Origin of the sequence: Pseudonocardia sp. T1-2H (assembly GCF_038039215.1) — a bacterium.
Classification (GTDB): domain Bacteria; phylum Actinomycetota; class Actinomycetes; order Mycobacteriales; family Pseudonocardiaceae; genus Pseudonocardia.
In genome coordinates this window covers 3,533,085-3,549,737 of the sequence record NZ_JBBPCL010000001.1, presented here as the reverse complement: position 1 = coordinate 3,549,737, position 16,653 = coordinate 3,533,085, and the positions used below count along the sequence as shown (strand labels likewise).

Annotated in this window: 17 protein-coding genes; 11 read left to right on the top strand and 6 right to left on the bottom strand. The window is 76.2% G+C overall.

What is annotated here, in order from left to right:
• Positions 1 to 57: 57 nt before the first annotated feature.
• Positions 58 to 1,314: a cation:proton antiporter gene (locus WBK50_RS17525; protein ID WP_341336649.1), complete on the bottom strand. Its 1,257-nt coding sequence runs from the start codon at positions 1,312 to 1,314 to the stop codon at positions 58 to 60.
• 123 nt (positions 1,315 to 1,437) lie between these two features.
• On the opposite strand from WBK50_RS17525, the gene WBK50_RS17520 reads away from it, so the two are divergent.
• On the top strand, positions 1,438 to 2,403 hold the full coding sequence (locus WBK50_RS17520; protein ID WP_341336648.1) for a TIGR03885 family FMN-dependent LLM class oxidoreductase: 966 nt from the start codon (positions 1,438 to 1,440) through the stop codon (positions 2,401 to 2,403).
• 344 nt (positions 2,404 to 2,747) lie between these two features.
• On the top strand, positions 2,748 to 4,760 hold the full coding sequence (ligD, locus tag WBK50_RS17515; protein ID WP_341336647.1) for a DNA ligase D: 2,013 nt from the start codon (positions 2,748 to 2,750) through the stop codon (positions 4,758 to 4,760).
• On the opposite strand, the gene WBK50_RS17510 is transcribed toward ligD, so the two are convergent.
• The 4 genes from WBK50_RS17510 to WBK50_RS17495 are packed head-to-tail and all read right to left on the bottom strand — an operon-like array spanning position 4,746 to position 7,599.
• Positions 4,746 to 5,450 carry an alpha/beta fold hydrolase gene (locus WBK50_RS17510; protein WP_341336646.1) on the bottom strand — a complete coding sequence of 235 codons (705 nt, stop codon included), beginning with the start codon at positions 5,448 to 5,450 and terminating at the stop codon, positions 4,746 to 4,748. The two genes, ligD and WBK50_RS17510, sit on opposite strands and share 15 nt — an antisense overlap.
• A gap of 34 nt (positions 5,451 to 5,484) precedes the next feature.
• Positions 5,485 to 6,213 (bottom strand): DUF3618 domain-containing protein, encoded by a 729-nt coding sequence (locus tag WBK50_RS17505; protein ID WP_341336645.1) that lies wholly within the window; start codon positions 6,211 to 6,213, stop codon positions 5,485 to 5,487.
• Complete coding sequence (locus WBK50_RS17500) at positions 6,210 to 6,584, bottom strand: phage holin family protein (RefSeq protein WP_341336644.1); 375 nt, start codon at positions 6,582 to 6,584, stop codon at positions 6,210 to 6,212. Before WBK50_RS17500 ends, WBK50_RS17505 begins: the two co-directional genes overlap by 4 nt.
• Positions 6,577 to 7,599, bottom strand: coding sequence for a hypothetical protein (locus WBK50_RS17495; RefSeq protein ID WP_341336643.1), 1,023 nt, complete (start codon positions 7,597 to 7,599; stop codon positions 6,577 to 6,579). The genes WBK50_RS17500 and WBK50_RS17495 overlap by 8 nt, the downstream gene beginning before the upstream one ends.
• 156 nt (positions 7,600 to 7,755) lie before the next feature.
• Between WBK50_RS17495 and WBK50_RS17490 the strand changes: the two genes are divergently transcribed.
• A complete protein-coding gene (locus tag WBK50_RS17490; protein ID WP_341336642.1) occupies positions 7,756 to 8,142 on the top strand; it encodes an SDR family NAD(P)-dependent oxidoreductase in 387 nt (128 codons plus the stop codon).
• Here WBK50_RS17490 and WBK50_RS17485 read toward each other — a convergent pair.
• Positions 8,044 to 9,288 carry a glycosyltransferase family 9 protein gene (locus WBK50_RS17485; protein ID WP_341336641.1) on the bottom strand — a complete coding sequence of 415 codons (1,245 nt, stop codon included), beginning with the start codon at positions 9,286 to 9,288 and terminating at the stop codon, positions 8,044 to 8,046. The genes WBK50_RS17490 and WBK50_RS17485 overlap by 99 nt on opposite strands.
• A gap of 71 nt (positions 9,289 to 9,359) precedes the next feature.
• Between WBK50_RS17485 and WBK50_RS17480 the strand changes: the two genes are divergently transcribed.
• From WBK50_RS17480 to WBK50_RS17445, 8 genes are all read left to right on the top strand, one after another.
• Positions 9,360 to 10,511 carry a glycosyltransferase gene (locus WBK50_RS17480; RefSeq protein ID WP_341336640.1) on the top strand — a complete coding sequence of 384 codons (1,152 nt, stop codon included), beginning with the start codon at positions 9,360 to 9,362 and terminating at the stop codon, positions 10,509 to 10,511.
• Complete coding sequence (locus WBK50_RS17475) at positions 10,504 to 11,490, top strand: glycosyltransferase family 9 protein (protein ID WP_341336639.1); 987 nt, start codon at positions 10,504 to 10,506, stop codon at positions 11,488 to 11,490. The genes WBK50_RS17480 and WBK50_RS17475 overlap by 8 nt, the downstream gene beginning before the upstream one ends.
• A gap of 43 nt (positions 11,491 to 11,533) precedes the next feature.
• Entirely contained in the window at positions 11,534 to 11,968 is a 435-nt protein-coding gene (locus WBK50_RS17470; protein WP_341336638.1) for a ChaB family protein, read from the top strand.
• A 91-nt stretch (positions 11,969 to 12,059) separates the two neighbouring features.
• The gene (locus WBK50_RS17465; RefSeq protein ID WP_341336637.1) at positions 12,060 to 12,626 is read left to right on the top strand and encodes a D-glycero-alpha-D-manno-heptose-1,7-bisphosphate 7-phosphatase; all 567 of its coding nucleotides are present in this window, start codon (positions 12,060 to 12,062) and stop codon (positions 12,624 to 12,626) included.
• Positions 12,623 to 13,663, top strand: coding sequence for a glycosyltransferase family 9 protein (locus WBK50_RS17460; RefSeq protein WP_341336636.1), 1,041 nt, complete (start codon positions 12,623 to 12,625; stop codon positions 13,661 to 13,663). The genes WBK50_RS17465 and WBK50_RS17460 overlap by 4 nt, the downstream gene beginning before the upstream one ends.
• Positions 13,660 to 14,763 carry a glycosyltransferase family protein gene (locus tag WBK50_RS17455; RefSeq protein ID WP_341336635.1) on the top strand — a complete coding sequence of 368 codons (1,104 nt, stop codon included), beginning with the start codon at positions 13,660 to 13,662 and terminating at the stop codon, positions 14,761 to 14,763. The genes WBK50_RS17460 and WBK50_RS17455 overlap by 4 nt, the downstream gene beginning before the upstream one ends.
• Positions 14,764 to 14,769: 6 nt before the next feature.
• On the top strand, positions 14,770 to 16,017 hold the full coding sequence (locus WBK50_RS17450; protein WP_341336634.1) for a glycosyltransferase: 1,248 nt from the start codon (positions 14,770 to 14,772) through the stop codon (positions 16,015 to 16,017).
• Positions 16,017 to 16,640: a D-sedoheptulose-7-phosphate isomerase gene (locus tag WBK50_RS17445; RefSeq protein WP_445942269.1), complete on the top strand. Its 624-nt coding sequence runs from the start codon at positions 16,017 to 16,019 to the stop codon at positions 16,638 to 16,640. Before WBK50_RS17450 ends, WBK50_RS17445 begins: the two co-directional genes overlap by 1 nt.
• The last annotated feature ends 13 nt before the right edge of the window (positions 16,641 to 16,653 follow it).

Sequence of the window (16,653 nt, the reverse complement as noted above, 5' to 3'; positions counted from 1 at the left end):
AGGCCCGGCGTGATCCGCTCCTCGACGACCGTCCTCCCCGGGCCGGGGTGGCCGGACCTACGGATCTACCGCGAGGTCCGCCCGCCGGCGCCGGTCGAGCCGGTTCATGATCGGCCCGGCCGCGATTCCGTGCGCGACGACGGACACGATCACCACCAGCGCCGCGGTCGCCCACACCTCGTCGGCGCCGGGGAACGCGGCTTGGCTCGTGGCGTACGCCAGGTAGTAGAAGGTGCCGATCCCGCGGATGCCGAAGGCGGCGATCGCCGTCCGGTCGCCGCGGGATCCGTGGCCGCCGACGAGCGCGAGCCACGTGCACAGCGGCCGCACGACCAGGACGACGGCGGCCGCGACGGCCACGGCCTGCCAGGTCAGCGCGCCGAGCAGGCCGCGGGCCACGGCCCCGCCGAAGAGCACGAGCAGCAGCACGGTGAGCAGCCGCTCGATCTGCTCGACGAAGTCGTGCAGGACCTGGTGGTACTCGTGGCTCCGCTCGGTGGCGCGGAGGCTGCGCGCGCAGAGGAACACCGCCAGGAAGCCGTAGCCGCCGGCCACCTCGGTCAGTCCGTAGGCCAGGAACGTGGCCGCGAGGGCCACGAACCCCTCGGCGTGCGAGGCGAGGTGCCACTTCTCCGAGCGGCTGCGGAAGAACAGCGCGCCGAGCGCGCGGCCGACCACGATCCCGCCGACGACCCCGCCCGCGAGCTTGAGCAGCACATCCTGCAGGGCCCACTCCCCGAGCCACCCGGCGAGGCCCGTCCCGGCGGCGGCCATGGCGATCGCCGCGTAGACGAACGGGAAGGCCAGGGCGTCGTTCAGCCCGGCCTCCGACGTCAACGCGAAGCGGACCTCGTCCTCGCCGTCGGCGTGCCCGCCCGGTTCGCCGACCTGCACGTCCGAGGCGAGCACCGGGTCCGTCGGGGCGAGGGACGAGCCGAGCAACAGGGCGGCCGCCGGCACGAGGCCGGCCCACCACCAGCCGAGCAGCGCCGCCGCCGCGATGGTGAGCGGCATCGCGATGCCGAGCAGCCGCCACGTCGAGGACCAGGAGCGCGGGCCGAGCGGCCGGTCGAGCTTCAGCCCGGCGCCCATCAGCGCGACGATCACGCCGATCTCCGTGAGGTGCTCCGCCGCGGCCGGATGGGCCAGCGGGTCGGGGTCCGGCAGGTCCGGGAACACCGCGAAGACGGCGAGGCCGAGGCCCAGGAACACGATCGGCATCGAGAGCGGCCGGTCCGCCAGCAGGCGCGGCAGCAGGGCCGCCATCAGGGCGCCGAGACCGACGAGGGCGTAGGTCAGGTCGAGGACGTCCACTTGTTCCGTTCGAAAGGTAGGTTTCGGGGGATTCCTGTCCGGATCCGGTCGGACGTTCCCCGCCGGGGTCCCGCTCAATCCTCGATCGGGGTGTCACCGGCCCCTCAGCGGGTACCGCCGGAAATGACCGCCTACGGCTGGCACGCGTCGCACGAGCAGATACCCCCGACCGCGCTGCTGGCGGCCGCCCGGCGGGCGGAGCAGGCCGGGTTCGAGGCCGCGATGTCGTCGGACCACTTCTCGCCGTGGAGTGCGCGGCAGGGGCAGTCCGCGTTCGCGTGGTCCTGGCTGGGCGCCGCCCTGCAGGCGACCTCGCTGCCGTTCGGCGTGGTCACCGCGCCCGGCCAGCGCTACCACCCGGCGATCGTCGCCCAGGCGATCGGCACGCTCGGCGCGATGTACCCGGGCCGGTTCTGGGCGGCCCTCGGGACGGGCGAGGCGTGCAACGAGCACATCACCGGGGACCGCTGGCCGCGCAAGACCGTCCGGAACGCCCGGCTGCGCGAGTGCGTCGACGTGATCCGGGCCCTCCTGCGCGGCGAGGAGGTCAGCCACGACGGCCTCGTCCGGGTCGACCGGGCCCGGGTGTGGACGCGGCCGGAGGAGCCGCCGCCGCTCCTCGGGGCCGCGGTGAGCGTGCCGACCGCACGCCGGTGTGCCGAGTGGGCGGACGGGCTGATCACCGTCAACGCCCCGCCCGCGCACCTGCGCGCGATGATCGACGCCTACCGCGACGCGGGCGGGCGCGGGCGGCTGCACCTTCAGGTCCACCTCAGCTGGGCGCCCGACGAGGAGGCGGCCGAGACGATCGCGCTCGAGCAGTGGCGCAGCAACGTCTTCCCGCCCCCCGCCTGCTCGGACATCGACACCGCCGCGACCTTCGACGCCGTGTCGGAGTACGTCCCGATCGAGCAGGTCCGCGGGTCCGTGCAGATCTCGAGCGACCTCGGCCGCCACACCGCGTGGCTCGCGCAGTTCGCCGAGCTGGGCTTCGACGAGATCGCGCTGCACCACGTGGGTCAGGAACAGGACGCGTTCATCGGCGCCTTCGGTTCGAAGGTCCTGCCCCAGCTGCGGGCCGCGGCTTGAGGCTCACCCGGACCTCGGACCCGTGGTGGAAGAACGACCACCTCGACCGGCTGGGCGTCACGTGCCTGTGGCTGATGCCTTCTACCCGACCCCGGACCGCGACGACGGCTACGACATCGCCGACTTCTACGGGCTGTGGCGGGCCCCGTGCTCGCCCACCGCTGCGACGCCAACGGATCCACAGTGGTCGCCCTGCACAGGACGGGTGTCGCCGGCCGCGGGACGGTCCGAGAGTCCAGTCTGTACCCGAACGTGCGGATCGGACGGCGTGCGGTCGCGCGTGGACCGGGGTAGACCGGGCGGGGGACGACCGAGCCGGGTCGACCGAGCCGGGGAGGTGCGACATGGGGGAGCCGCTGCCCGAGCCCGTCCGCCCGATGCTGGCCGTCGCCGGCCCGCCGCCGATGGGCGAGGGCTGGGCGTTCGAGTTCAAGTGGGACGGGGTCCGCGCCGTCGTCGCCGTCTCCGGGGACGCGGTGCGGTTCACCAGCCGCAACGGCAACGACGTCACCGCGGGCTACCCGGAGCTCGTCGCGAGCCTGCGCAGCGACCGGCCGTTGCTGCTCGACGGCGAGATCGTCGCCGCGGACGCGGCGGGGCGCCCGGACTTCGGGTTGTTGCAGCAGCGCATGCACGTCCGCACGCCGTCCGAGCGGCTGATCGCGGACGTCCCGGTCTCGCTGTACCTGTTCGACCTCCTGGTCGAGGGTGGGCGCTCGCTGCTGCACGAGCCGTACGACGTTCGCCGGGCCCGGCTCGCGGAGCTGGGGCTGGAGGCCGCGCCGCTGGTGTCCGTGCCGCCCACGTCCACCGACCTGACCGGCGCGCAGCTGCTGGAGATCGCCCGGGGCCACGGCCTGGAGGGGATCGTGGCGAAGCGCCGCAACGCCCCCTACGAGCCGGGGCGGCGCTCCCCGGTGTGGACCAAGACGGCGCTGCTGACCACCCAGGAGGTCGTGCTGGGCGGGTGGAGCCCCGGGGAGGGCCGGCGGACGTCGACGCTCGGGTCGCTGCTGATCGGGGCCCGGGACGACGAGGGCCTCCTGCGGTTCCTCGGCCACGTCGGCACCGGCTTCACCGAGGAGATGCTGCACGCGCTCCTGGAGCGGCTGGAGCCGTTGCGCCGCAAGGACAGCCCGTTCGACGAGACGGTGCCGCGGGAACACGCCCGGCACGCCCGGTGGGTCGAGCCGCGGCTCGTCGGTGAGGTCGAGTACCGGACGCTGACCCGCGACGGCCGGCTGCGGCACGCCGTGTGGCGCGGGCTGCGCCCGGACCGGGACCCCGAGGAGATCCGGATCGCCTTCCCGCCGGGTGCCGCTCCGCCCCCTGTCACGCGGGCACGCGCCGGGGCCGCCGCGGAGGCCCGGGACCGGACCCCACCCGCCGCGGAGCCCGAGCGCCCCGACCGCGCCGCCACCGACGACGAGCTGGTCGCCCTCGACGCCCTCGACCACAAGGGCAGCTGGCGGATCGCCGGCCGGGACGTCGCGCTGACGAACCTGGACAAGGTCCTGCTCCCCGGCCGGGACGGCGAACCGCCGGTGACCAAGCGCGAGCTGATCCGCTATCAGGCGGTCGTCGCCCCGTACGCGCTGCCGTACCTCGCGGACCGGCCCGTGAACCTGCACCGCTACCCGGACGGCGTCGACCGCCCGGGCTTCTGGCAGAAGGAGGTCCCGGGGCACGCCCCGGAGTGGCTGCGGCGCTGGCGCAACCAGGACGCGGGGCCGGGGGAGTCGCAGGTCTACGCCGTCGTCGACAGCACGGCAGCGCTCGTGTGGACGGCGAACCACGGCGCCGTCGAACTGCACCCGTGGACCTCGGCGCTGCCGGACGTGCGGCAGCCCACCTGGGCGCTGATCGACATCGATCCCGGGCCGCGGAACCGGTTCGACGACGTCCTGGTCCTGGCCCGGCTCTTCCGCACGGCGCTGGAGCACCTGGACGTCGACGCGGCGCCGAAGGTGACCGGTCAGCGGGGGATCCAGATCTGGGTGCCGGTGGAGCCGGGGTACACCTTCGCGGACACCCGCGGCTGGGTGGAGAAGCTGTCCCGAGCCGTCGGCCGGATCGTGCCGGAGCTGGTGTCCTGGGAGTGGTACACGGACCGCCGGCAGGGTCTGGCGCGGCTGGACTACACGCAGAACGCGATCAACAAGACCCTCGTCGCGCCGTTCAGCCCGCGACCGCGGCCCGGAGCGCCGGTGTCGATGCCGATCACCTGGGCCGAGCTCGACGACCCGGACCTGCGACCGGACCGGTGGACCCTGCGGACGGCGCCCGCGCGGCTGCGCGACGCGGGCGACCCGCTCGCGCCGCTGCGAGGCAGGCCGCAGCGGCTACCGCCCCTCTGACACGCCCGCCCGCCGGGCCAGGAAGGCCGAGACCTCGGCGGCGACCAGCCCGGGGTGCGTCGACAGGACCATGTGCCCGCCGGCGGACACGGTGACCGCCGAACCGTCGGGAGGCAGGCGCGCCAGGGCGACGGTCCAGTCCGCCGGGGCGATGCGGTCGTGGAGCCCGCGCAGCACCAGCACGGGACAGCGGACCGAGCCGAGCGAGTCCTCGATGCGGCACCGGCGGAAGGCGTCGAGCGTGCGCACCATCGCCACCGGCCCGGTGGTCCGGTAGTCCCGCACGAGCCGCGGGATCTGCCCCGGCCGCTCGTGTGCGGCGGTCCGCACCCACCGGGCGGCGAGACCGGGCCAGGTCGACCCGCGCGGATCCGTGGTCGGGCCGACGAGCACGAGGCCGGCGACCCGCTCCGGCTCCCGCGCCGCGACCTCCGCGACGAGCTGGCAGCTCGCCGAATGACCGAGCAGGACCACCGGATCGCCGGGACCCCGGCCCCGCAGTACGTCGAGCAGGCGGTCCACCTGGGCGGCCATACCGATCGCCAGGCCGCGCGGCGCGGGCAACCCGAACCCGGGCAGCTCGACGGCCGCCGTCGGCCCGGCCGTGGCGAGCGCGCGGAACAGCCGCTGCGGGATCTCGGCGGACAGGCCGAGCCCCGGCACGGCGACGACCGGCCGGGGCCCGGTCACCACGGTGGTCGGTGACCGGGCCCGGCCGGACCCGTCATCCAGGCGAGTTCTGCTTGATCGTGCCGGCGGAGTCGGTGGCCTGCTCCTTGACCTGTTCGACCGCGGAGCGGCTTTCCTCGGCGACGGTCTGGCCGGCCTCGGTGGCGGTGGACCTGACCTGGTCGACGGCCTGTTGGACGGGTTCGGTCAGGTTGCCCCTGACCTGTCCGAGGGCTTGTTCGGCGGCGTCGGCGAGGGGCTGGGTCAGCTCCCCGGCGTGGTCCTTGACCTGTTCGGCGAGTTCCTGTTCGCGGCGGGTGGCCGGGAGCAGGGAGGAGATCAGCCAGCCGGCGCCGAAGGCGATGAGCCCGGCCGCGAGGGGGTTGCCCCGGGCTTGGCGGCGCACGACGCGCGGAGCCTCCTGCACGGTCTGCGCGGCGGTGGAGGCCACGTCGGACACGGTGCCCGCCGCTGTGGAGGCCACGTCGGACACGGTGCCCGCCGCTGTGGAGGCCACGTCGGACACGGTGCCCGCCGCGGTGGAGGCGGTGCCGGTGACGGCGTCGGCGACGTGGCGGCCGGTGTGCTGGGCCGAGGCCCGGGGGTCGCTGCCCATGATGGTGTCCTTGACCCGGCCGACCGTGGCCTTGGCGCGGTCGACCCGGCGTTCGACGATGCGGCCGGGGCTGACCTTGTCGGCGAAGGCGTTGACGTCGCTGCTGAGGTCGGCCTGGGTGCGTTCGATGTCGCGGCGGATCTGGTCGGGATCGTCGGGGGTGGTCACGGGGTGCCTCCTCGGTTGCCCTTGAGGGCGTCGGGAACCTGGCCGAGCGTGTCGACGGTGCGTTCGGGTTTGGGGTGGACCTCGCGGAACTTGGCGCGGCCGGTGGTGTAGAGGATCCCGGCGATGACGGCCCAGATCGCGGCGACGATGAGGGCGGCCCAGCCGGGGTGCATGAGGTTGGACAGACCGGCCCACAGGGCCAGGGACAGGAACAGGACGAGGAACCAGGCGGCGAAGCCGGCGCCGCCGAAGGCTCCGGCGGCCTTGCCGGTCTTGGTGGCCTCCTGTTTGAGCTCGGCCTGGGCGAGGGCGAGCTCCTGGCGCATCAGGGTCGACAGGTCCCGGGTCACGTTCCCCAGCAGGTCACCCACCGAGGCGGCGTCCGCCGCGGGACCCACGGGTGCTGCGGCGCGCCGGGCCGGGTCGGCCGCATGAGCGCCGGAGGGAGGCGTCGGCACGGTCATCGCCGATCACCCGGGTACGGCTGCTCGGGTCCTGCCCGGCGCTCGAGCTCCTCGACATACTCACCGACGGTGGTCGCCTCGTGGCGCGGGGCGTCCGCGGGCGGTCGCCCCGGCTCGGTCGGCTGCCCGGGCTCCGACCACTGCGCGCCCGGGGGCACGGAGCCGGGCGGGACCGGGGACACCGGGTTCGGGGGACGGGCGGGACGACGGGTGGGGCGACGGGTCGGCTGACGGGAGGGGCCACGGGCGGGTCGAGCGGCCCCGCCGGCGGCAGGGCACCGCCCCGCGGGTCGTCGTAGGGCATCGGCGGGGGCATCGGTGGGGGCGGCGGGACGACGGCCGGCCCCGGCCGCGGGGCGCGCACCGGTCCGGGAGGCTCCGGATACCCGGACGAGCCGGTGTCGCGGTTGGCGTCGATCGCACCCCGGGTCAGCCGGCCCACCAGCAGGCCGGCCGCGGCCGCGCCGAGCAGGAACGCCCCGGGACGGCGCCGGGCCAGCCCGCGGAACTCCTCCACCAGATCGCCGGGCTCGCGGTTGTCCAGCCAGCGGGCGGCCTCGTCGACCCGCTTGGCGGCCTGCTCCGCGAGGTCGGCCGCGGGACCGGACCGGTCCCCGCCCTCGGCCATCTGGTGCAGCTCCGAGGCGAGGCTACGCAGGCTCTCACTCGCTTTGTGCTGGCCGTTGCGGGCCTGTTCGACGGCCTGCTCACGGGCCTGGGCGAACAGGTCCCCGGCCTGGCGGCGGGCCTCCTCGGCGACCTGCGCCGCCTGGTCGGCCGCGGTCTCGGCGACCTGGCGGCCGGCGTCGGCGGCGGTCTGTCCGACCGCGCCCGCCTCGTCGCGTGCGACCTGGGGCATCGACGGATCCGTGGGGTTCTCGGCGGGGAAGGCCGGCGGATGTCCGCTTCTGGGCTGGGTCATAGAACTGCTCCTGTCGTCGTTTCCGGTAGCCGTTCGGCTCAGCGCGGCCATACCCGTGGGCGCGGCGGGCAACCGGATCCGTTCCGGTTTCTGCTGCAACCAACCGATCGGCCCAGCACCGCGCTCAGGTCGCATCGGGTGGGTAGGCGTCCCGGCATGACGGACACGACACCTCTCGCCCTCGTCACCGGGGCCTCCAGCGGGATCGGACTCGAGCTCGCCCGCAACCTGGCCGCGCGTGGCGTCGACCTGGTCGTCACGGCCGAGGACGACCGGCTCGACGCCGCGGTCGCCGACCTGCGGGCCTCCGGCGTCGACGTCGCGTCGGTCCGCGCCGACATGGACGACACCAAGATCGGGGCGTCCGAGAAGGACGACCCGGCGCAGGTCGCGGAACAGGGGATGAAGGCCCTGCTCGACGGCGACGAGAAGGTCGTCGCGGGGTCACTGAGGACGAAGGCCCAGGGCGTCGCGAACAACGTGCTGCCGGACTCGCTCAAGGCGAAGGCGCACAAGAAGATGACGGAGCCGGGGTCGGCGTGACGCAGCGCTCCCGGGGACGCCGCCAGGTCCCCGGGAGCCGGCCCGCCCCCTGAGGTCGAGGGCGGCGCGCGCGATCTCGGCCGGGTCGACGTCGAGGCACTCGTGCTGGTAGCGGCAGGTGAACTGGCGGCAGGGCGTGCACGCCGTCGGCATCCCGAGGACCCGGGCCGGGACGGACCGCGGCCGGTACTGCTCGACCAGCTCGGTCCCCGCGAACAGCACCACCACCGGTGTGCCCACCGCGTCCGCCAGGTGCATCCCGCCGCTGTTGTTGGCGACCACGACCGCGGCCCCGCCGAGGAGCGCGGCGAGGCCCGGCACGTCGAGCTCGCCGGCCAGCGCGACCGCGCCCGGGATCCCGTCCGCCACCTCGTGCACCAGGTCCCGCTCCGAGCCGGAGCCGCAGACGGCGACGGGCAGGCCCGCGCCGGTCAGCTCCCGGACCGCGGCCCGGAAGCCCGCCGGCGGGTAGCGCCGCGACGGGCACGACGCCCCCGGCAGGAGCACGGCGTGCGGGCGGCCCGGATCCCCGCCGGTGGCCCGCAGCGCCCGCTCGGCGGCCTCGCGGGCCGCGGGCGCGACGTGGGCGTGCAGGGTCGCCTCGCCCGGCGGCACCCCGAGCCGGTCGAGCACGTGGAGCGCGCGGTCGACCTGGTGCAGGTCATCGTGCGGCGCCGGCACCCAGTGGGTCAGGGCGGCCCCGCCGAACTCCTTCGACGTCCCGGCCCGGACCGGGATGCCGGCGAGCTGGCAGACGTAGCCGGCGGGCCAGGGGGACTGGGAGAACGAGGTCAGCACGACGGCGGCGTCGTAGCGCCGTGCGGCCAGCTCGTCGGCCAGCCCGGGGTCGGGCGGCCCCGGCGCCGGCGCGATCCGCTGCCACGACACCCGCGCGACGACCACGTCGTCGACCTCGGGGAGCAGCGACGCCGCAGCCGCGCCGCCCGGTGAGGCCAGCAGGTGAATCCGGGCGTCCGGCGCCGCGGCCCGCAGCGCGGCGAGCGCGGGGCCGGCGAGCAGCACGTCCCCCAGGTTGTCCGGCCGCACCACCAGCAGCCGGCGCAGGCCGGGCCAGCCGATCGGCGGCCCGGCGAGCGCCGCCGGATGCTCGAAGGGGTCGTCGGTCCCTCGATCCAGATCGGTCACGGTGCGGTCGATACCCCGGCACGGCGCGGCCGAACCGGTTTCGCCCGGTACTGCGGGGGAACGGTCCTTCCGTGCTGATCACGATGGTTCAGGGCGGGGCGGACCCGGGACGCGACGGCGTCGCCGACTACACGCGGCACCTCGTCGGCGCCCTCGCAGGGGAGGGGACGCGCGTCGAGCAGGTGCCGGTCGACGGGTCCGCGCGCGGCGTGCTCCGGGCGGCCCGCCGGATCCGGGAGCTGCGCCCGGACGTGGTGCACGTGCAGTTCGCGCCGTCGGCGTTCGGGTTCTCGCCCTGGCCGGGGCTGCTGCCGGACCTGGTGGGTGCCCCGGTGGTGACGACGCTGCACGAGTACGGCTGGTGGGCCGCGCCGCCGCGGGTCCCGGACGCGGTGTGGCGCGCGCTGGAGCGGACCGGGCGGTTCGACCGGGAGACCTGGCGCCTCGCCCCCGCCGGCGCCGCGGCGGTGACCACGAACGCCGGGCACGCGGCGACGCTGCGGGAGCGGCTCGGCGTCGAGGCGGCGCTCGTCCCGCTGGCGCCCAACGTGCCGGATCTCGGGCGGACGCAGCCGCGGGAGGCGGTCCGGCGCCGGCTCGGGGTCCCGGAGGACGCCGAGGTCATCGCGTTCTTCGGGTTCGTGCACCCGGTGAAGGGCCTGCGCTACCTGATCGAGGCGGTCGCGGGGCTGCGCGCGGCCGGGCGGCGCCGGCTGCACCTGCTCGTTCTCGGCGGGTTCACCTCGCTCGCGCTGCCGGAAGGGGAGGCCCGCGCGTTCCGCGACGAGCTCACCGCGTGGACGCGGACGTGCGGGGTCGCGGACCACGTCTCGATCACCGGGCAGCTCCCGGCCGAGGAGGTGTCCGCGGCCCTGCACGCCTCCGACCTCACCGCGTTCCCCTTCGCCGCCGGCGCGACGACGAAGAGCGGCGCGTTGCTCTCGGCGTTCGCGCACGGCCTGCCGACGATCGTCACGCCGGCCGATCCCCCCGATCCGGAGCTGGTCGACGGCCGGACCGTCGTCGTGGCCCCGCGGGTCCGGGACCCCGAGGTCCTGCGGGACGCCCTCGTCCGGCTGCTCGACGACCCGGCCCTGCGGCGGCGGGTCGCCGCCGCGGGCGCCGCCCTCGGCGCCGAGCGGACCTGGCCCCGGATCGCCGAGCGGCACCGCGAGCTCTACGCCCGGGTGCTGGGTGTCCGCGGGGAGCCCGCGCATGCGTGACGGCACGCGGTATCCGGACATCCTGGTCGTCGACCTGCTCGGGGGGCTGGGGGACCTGGTGATGGTGCTGCCGGTGATCCACGCTCTGGCCCGGCGGAACCCCGGCGCCGCGCTGCGGGTGCTCACCCACGCTCCCGGCGACGTGCTCGTCGAGTCCGATCCGGCCGTCACCGAGGTGGTCCGGGCGGAGAAGGGCGACGAGCGGGCCGCCGTGGCCGCCGAGCTCGACCGCCGCCGCCCGGCGCTCGTCGTGAGCACCACCCGGCACAGCGGCATCCCCGAGGAGATCGGGTCCCGCGGCGTCCGCAGCGTCACGAACCTCTGGCGGAACCCGCCGCCCGACGAGCAGGTCAGCCACCGCTACCTGCGGATCCTCGCCGCCGAGGGCCTCGTCGACGCCGTCGAAGTGCCGCCGTCGATCCACCTCACCCCGGCCGAGCGCGCCCGGGGGGCGGCGATGCTGGCCGACCACGCGGGCCCGGGCCGCCCCGTGGTGCTGGTGCCGGGCGCGGGGATGGCGGTCAAGCACTGGCCGCACTGGGCGACGCTCGCCCGGGGGCTGGCGGACCGCGGCACGCCCCCGCTCGTCGTCACCGGGGACCCGGCGCCGGGGCCCTGGGCCGAGGAGCTCGCGCGTCCCCTGCCGCCGACCGGCCTGCGAGGCCTCGCCGCACTGTTCGCCGCGGTGGGGGACCGGGGCGGGACGGTCGTCGGGCCGGACACCGGCCCGGTCCGGGTGGCCGCGGCCGTCGGGGCGCGGACGGTCGGGCTGTTCGGGCCGACCGCCGCCGCCCGCTACGGGCTGGGCCCCGCGGCCGTCGACCTGCAGGGGTTGCCGGGCTGCCCGCACCGGCGTCCCACGGCCATCACCGAGCAGGTCTGCTGGTGGGAGGCCCGGTGCCCGCTGGCCGCGGACGGCCCCGCGTGCATGGCGGACCTCTCCCCGGACTCCGTGCTGCGGGCGTCCCTCGCCGGGTGAACGGGTACCCGGCGAGGCCCGACCCTCGAGAAGGAGGCCGACGATGGCAGGCAAGAAGGACGAGGCCGAGAAGATGCGCGACGACGTCCCCTCGACGGTCGCCCGCTCCGACGACAAGGCGGTCCGGACCTACAAGAAGACCCTGGAGTCCGCGGAGGAGAGCTACGGCAGCGGCCGGCGCGCCCAGCAGACGGCCTACGCGGCGCTGAAGCACACGCACGAGAAGGTCGGCGACCACTGGGAGCCCAAGGAGGAGTACGGCCCGTCGGACGAGCGGGCCGCCCGCTCCACCCCGGACTCCGGGGACCCGGGCGGGTCGACGGCGGCCGGTGTGGACGCCAACGCGTCCAAGAAACACCTGGTGGAGGTGGCGAAACGGCTCGACGTGAAGGCGCCCACGAGGCGGACGAAGGACGAGCTGGTGGAGGAGATCCGTAAGGCCAACGACCGGGCGACCCGTCGCGCGCGGGAGGACTGACCAGCCCGAATACGGAGAGTAGTAGTGGTGGCGGAGAGTAGCAGTTAGGGCAAGAGCGTTTAGCTCGATCCTCGGTGGCCACTTTTCCGGCATGCGAACCACCGCTCGGCACGTCCCGGAGGCCGTGCTGTTCGATCGGGACGGCACCCTCGTCGTCGACGTCCCGTACTGCGCGGACCCCCGGCTGGTCCGCCCCGTGCCCGCTGCCCGGGCCGCCCTCGCCCTCCTGCGCGACGCGGGCGTACCCACCGGTGTCGTCACCAACCAGTCCGGTATCGGCCGCGGCCTCATCACGTCCGAGGCGGCCGCGGCGGTCAACCGCGAGGTCGACCGGCTGCTCGGCCCGTTCCGGGTGTGGCGGGTCTGCCCGCACGCCCCCGAGGAGGGCTGCGCCTGCCGCAAGCCCGCCCCCGGGATGCTGCTGGACGCCGCCGCCGAGCTGGGGATCGCCCCCGAGCGGCTCGCGTTCGTCGGGGACATCGGCTCGGACGTCGAGGCGGCGGCGGCCGCCGGCGCGGCGTCCGTGCTGGTCCCGACGGCCGTGACCCGGGCCGAGGAGATCCGGGCGGCGCCCGTCGTGCGACGGGACCTGGTCGGGGCGGTGCGTTTCCTCCTCGGCGCGGAACTGCGGGGGACCGGCCCGGGACGCGCGGCATGACGCGCGCCCTGGTCGTGCGCCTCGACGGCGCCGGTGACGTGCTGCTCGCCGGGCCCGCGGTCCGGGCCGTCGCCGCCCGGGCGGACGTCACGCTCCTGTGCGGCCCGGCGGGTGCCCCCGCGGGCCGGCTGCTGCCCGGGGTGGGCGAGGTCCTCCGCTGGGCGTGCCCCTGGGTGATCGCCGACCCGCCGCCGGTGGACGCCGCGGAGACCGCCGGCCTGGTCGCCGACCTCGCCGCCCGGGGCTTCGACGAGGCCGTGATCCTGACGTCCTTCCACCAGTCGCCGCTGCCCCTGGCGTTGCTGCTGCGCCTGGCGGGGGTGCCGCGGATCAGCGGCGCCTCGGTCGACCACGCCGGCGCGTTGCTCGACGTCCGGCTGCGGCCCGGCGAGACCCTCGACGAGGACCAGCCCGAGCCCGAGCGGATGCGGGCGATCGCGGCCGCGGCGGGGTTCCCCGCGCCCGCCGGGGACGACGGGCGGCCGGCCGTCCTGCCGTCACCCGACGTCTCGCACCTGCTCCCCGCGGCGCCGTACGTCGTCGTGCACCCGGGCGCCGCGGTGGGCGCGCGGCGCTGGCCCGCCGGGCACTGCGCCCGCGCCGTCGAGCTGCTCGCCGCGGCCGGGCACCGGGTCGTCGTGACCGGCGGCCCGGACGAGCGGGCGTTGACGGCGAAGGTCGCGGGCCGCCACGGCACCGATCTCGGCGGCCGGACCTCGCTCGCCGAGCTGGGCGGCGTCCTCTCCCGCGCGTCGGCGGTCGTCGTCGGGAACACGGCCGCGGCGCACCTCGCCGCGGCGGTCGGCACCCCGGTCGTCTCCCTGTTCGCCCCGGTCGTCCCGGCGGTGCGCTGGCGCCCCTACGCCGTGTCGCACGTGCTGCTGGGCGAGCAGCACGCCCCCTGCCGGGACTCCCGGGCCCGGGAGTGCCCGGTCCCCGGCCATCCCTGTCTGGCGGGCGTCGATCCCGCCGCGGCCGTCGAGGCCGTCGAGCTGCTGATCACCGATGTGCTCCGCGCACAGGAGGTGCCCGCATGAACATCCTGATCTGGCACGTGCACGGCTCGTGGACGACCGCGTTCGTCCAGGGCCCGCACCGCTACCTGCTGCCCACGCTGCCCGAGCGCGGCCCGTGGGGCGGCGGACGGCCCGCCGCGTGGGACTGGCCGGCGAACGCGGTCGAGGTCTCGCCGGAGGAGCTGCGCCCGGCCGACGTGGACGTCGTCGTCCTGCAGCGGCCCGAGGAGTTCGAGCTCGCCGAGCGCTGGCTCGGCCGGGTCCCGGGCCGCGACGTGCCCGCGATCTACCTGGAGCACAACACCCCCCGCGAGCACGCCGCGACCAGCCGGCATCCGACGGCCGACCGGGACGACGTCCTGCTCGTGCACGTCACCCACTTCAACGCGCTCATGTGGGACGCCGGCTCGACCGCGACGACCGTCGTCGAACACGGGGTGATCGACCCCGGGCAGCGCCCCGTCGGGGAGCTCGCGGCCGCGGCCGTAGTGATCAACGAGCCGGTCCGGCGGGGCCGCGTCACCGGCACCGACCTGCTGCCGGGCCTCGCCGCCGCGGCCCCGATCGACGTCTACGGGATCGGTACGGACGGCCTCGGCGAGTACCTGCGGACCGGCCTCGGGGTGGACCCGGGGACCGCCGCCCGGGTGCGCAGCGGCGGGGACCTGCCCCAGCGCCGGATGCACGACGAGCTCGCCCGGCACCGCGTCTACCTGCACACCGCGCGCTGGACCTCGCTCGGCCTCTCGCTGATCGAGGCGATGATGCTCGGGATGCCCGTCGTCGTGCTCGGCACGACCGAGGCGCTCGAGGCCGTGCCGCCGGAGGCCGGAGTGCGCTCCACCGACCTGGCCCGGCTGCGGGCGGGCCTGCGCAGGTTCACCACGGATCCCGCCGCCGCGGCCGCCGCCGGAGGGGCGGCGCGCGCCGCCGCCCTGGCCCGCTTCGGGCTCGGCCGGTTCCTCGGCGACTGGGAGGACGTCCTGGCCCGGGCGGCCCGCTCCGCGCGCGGCGGGCCGGCGCGCGCCGGCCCGCCCGCCACCGACCCGGGACCGGCCGTGACCCCGCGGCCGGCCCCGATCATCCCTCTCGCAGGGACCATCACGACCGCAGGGAGTTGATCGATCGTGCGCATCGCCATGGTGTCCGAACACGCGAGCCCGCTCGCCGCTCCCGGAGGGCCCGACTCGGGCGGCCAGAACGTCCACGTGCGCGAGCTCAGCCGGGCCCTCGCCGCGGACGGTCACGAGGTGACCGTGCTGACCCGCCGGGACTCCGCCGACCTGCCCGAGACCGTCCCGCTGTGCCCGGGTGTCACTGTCCGGCACGTCACCGCGGGCCCGCCGACGGCCATCCCGAAGGACGAGCTCGTCGCGCACGTCCCCGCGCTGGCCGACGAGCTGGCGCGGCTCTGGGCGGCCGAGCCGCCGGACATCGTGCACGCGCACTTCTGGATGTCCGGCCTGGCCGCGACGGCCGCCGTCCGGGCCCCGGACGTCCCGCTCGTCCAGACGTTCCACGCCCTCGGCCTCGTCAAGCAGCGGCACCAGGGCGGGGACGACACCAGCCCGCAGGGCCGCATCACCGCCGAGCAGGTCGTCGCCCGCCGCGCGGACCGGGTCATCGCGACCTGCGAGGACGAGCTGCTGGAGCTGACCCGGATGGGCACCCCGCGGCAGCGGATCTCCGTGGTGCCCTGTGGCGTCGACCTCGACCTGTTCACCCCGCAGGGCCCTGCCCTGCCCCGGACGCAGCGGCCCCGGCTGGTCACGATCGGCCGGCTGGTGCGCCGCAAGGGGGTCGACGAGGTGATCGAGGCGCTCGCCCGGGTGCCCGAGGCCGAGCTGCTCGTCGCGGGCGGCCCGCCCGCCGGGCAGGATCCGGCCGCGGACCCGGACCTGCGGCGGCTGCACGAGGTCGCCGAGCGGGCCGGCGTCGCCTCCCGGGTGCGGTTCCTCGGTGCGGTGGCGCGGGCGGACGTGCCCGCGCTGCTCCGCTCCGCGGACGCCGTCGTGTGCGCACCCTGGTACGAGCCGTTCGGCATGGTGCCGCTGGAGGCGATGGCGTGCGGTCGGGCCGTCGTCGCGTCCGAGGTGGGCGGCATGATCGACTCGGTCGTGCACCGGGTCACCGGCTTGCACGTGCCGCCCCGCCGACCGGAGGAACTGGGCCGGGTGCTGCGGCGCCTGGTCGCCGAGACGGCGATGTGCGCGGGCTACGGCATGGCCGGCCGTGACCGCGCCGTCTCGCGCTACTCCTGGCCGCGGGTCGCCGCCACCACCGCGGCCGTCTACCGGGACGTGCTGGGCGGGCGCGCCGCCCCGACCGCGGCGTCCACGGGCCGCCGGCCGATCGCGACAGCAGGGAGCCGGTGATGAAGACGTTCGACGACGACCCGACCGAACAGCTGCTCGACCAGCACGTCGACCGGTTGCAGGCCGCGCTGCCGGCTCTGCGCGGTGCCTCCGGCACGTTCGCCCGCTGGGGCGCCGCGCTGGCCGCCCGGCTCACCGACGGCGGCCGGCTCCTCGCGGCCGGCAACGGCGGCAGCGCCGCGGAGGCGCAGCACCTCACCGCCGAGCTCGTCGGCCGCTTCGAGGGCGAGCGGGTCCCGCTGTCCGCGATCGCGCTGCACGCGGACACCTCGGCGATGACCGCCATCGGCAACGACTACGGCTACGAGGAGGTCTACGCCCGCCAGGTGCGGGCCCACGGCCGGCCGGGGGACGTGCTGATCCTGCTGTCCACCAGCGGCCGCAGCCGCAACCTGCTCACCGCCGCGCTCGCGGCGCGGCAGTGCGGCGTCGAGAGCTGGGCGCTGACCGGGCCCGGCCCGAACCCGCTGGCCCGGCTCTGCTCGGAGGCCGTCTGCCTGCCCGGGGACACCGCCACCGTGCAGGAGTCCCATCTCGCCGCGGTCCACATGCTCTGCCGCGCGGTCGAGGCGGCGCTGCTCGTGGGGAAGGCCGGTTCCGGCGCCCCCCTCGTCGCCTCCTGACCAGCGCGTCGAT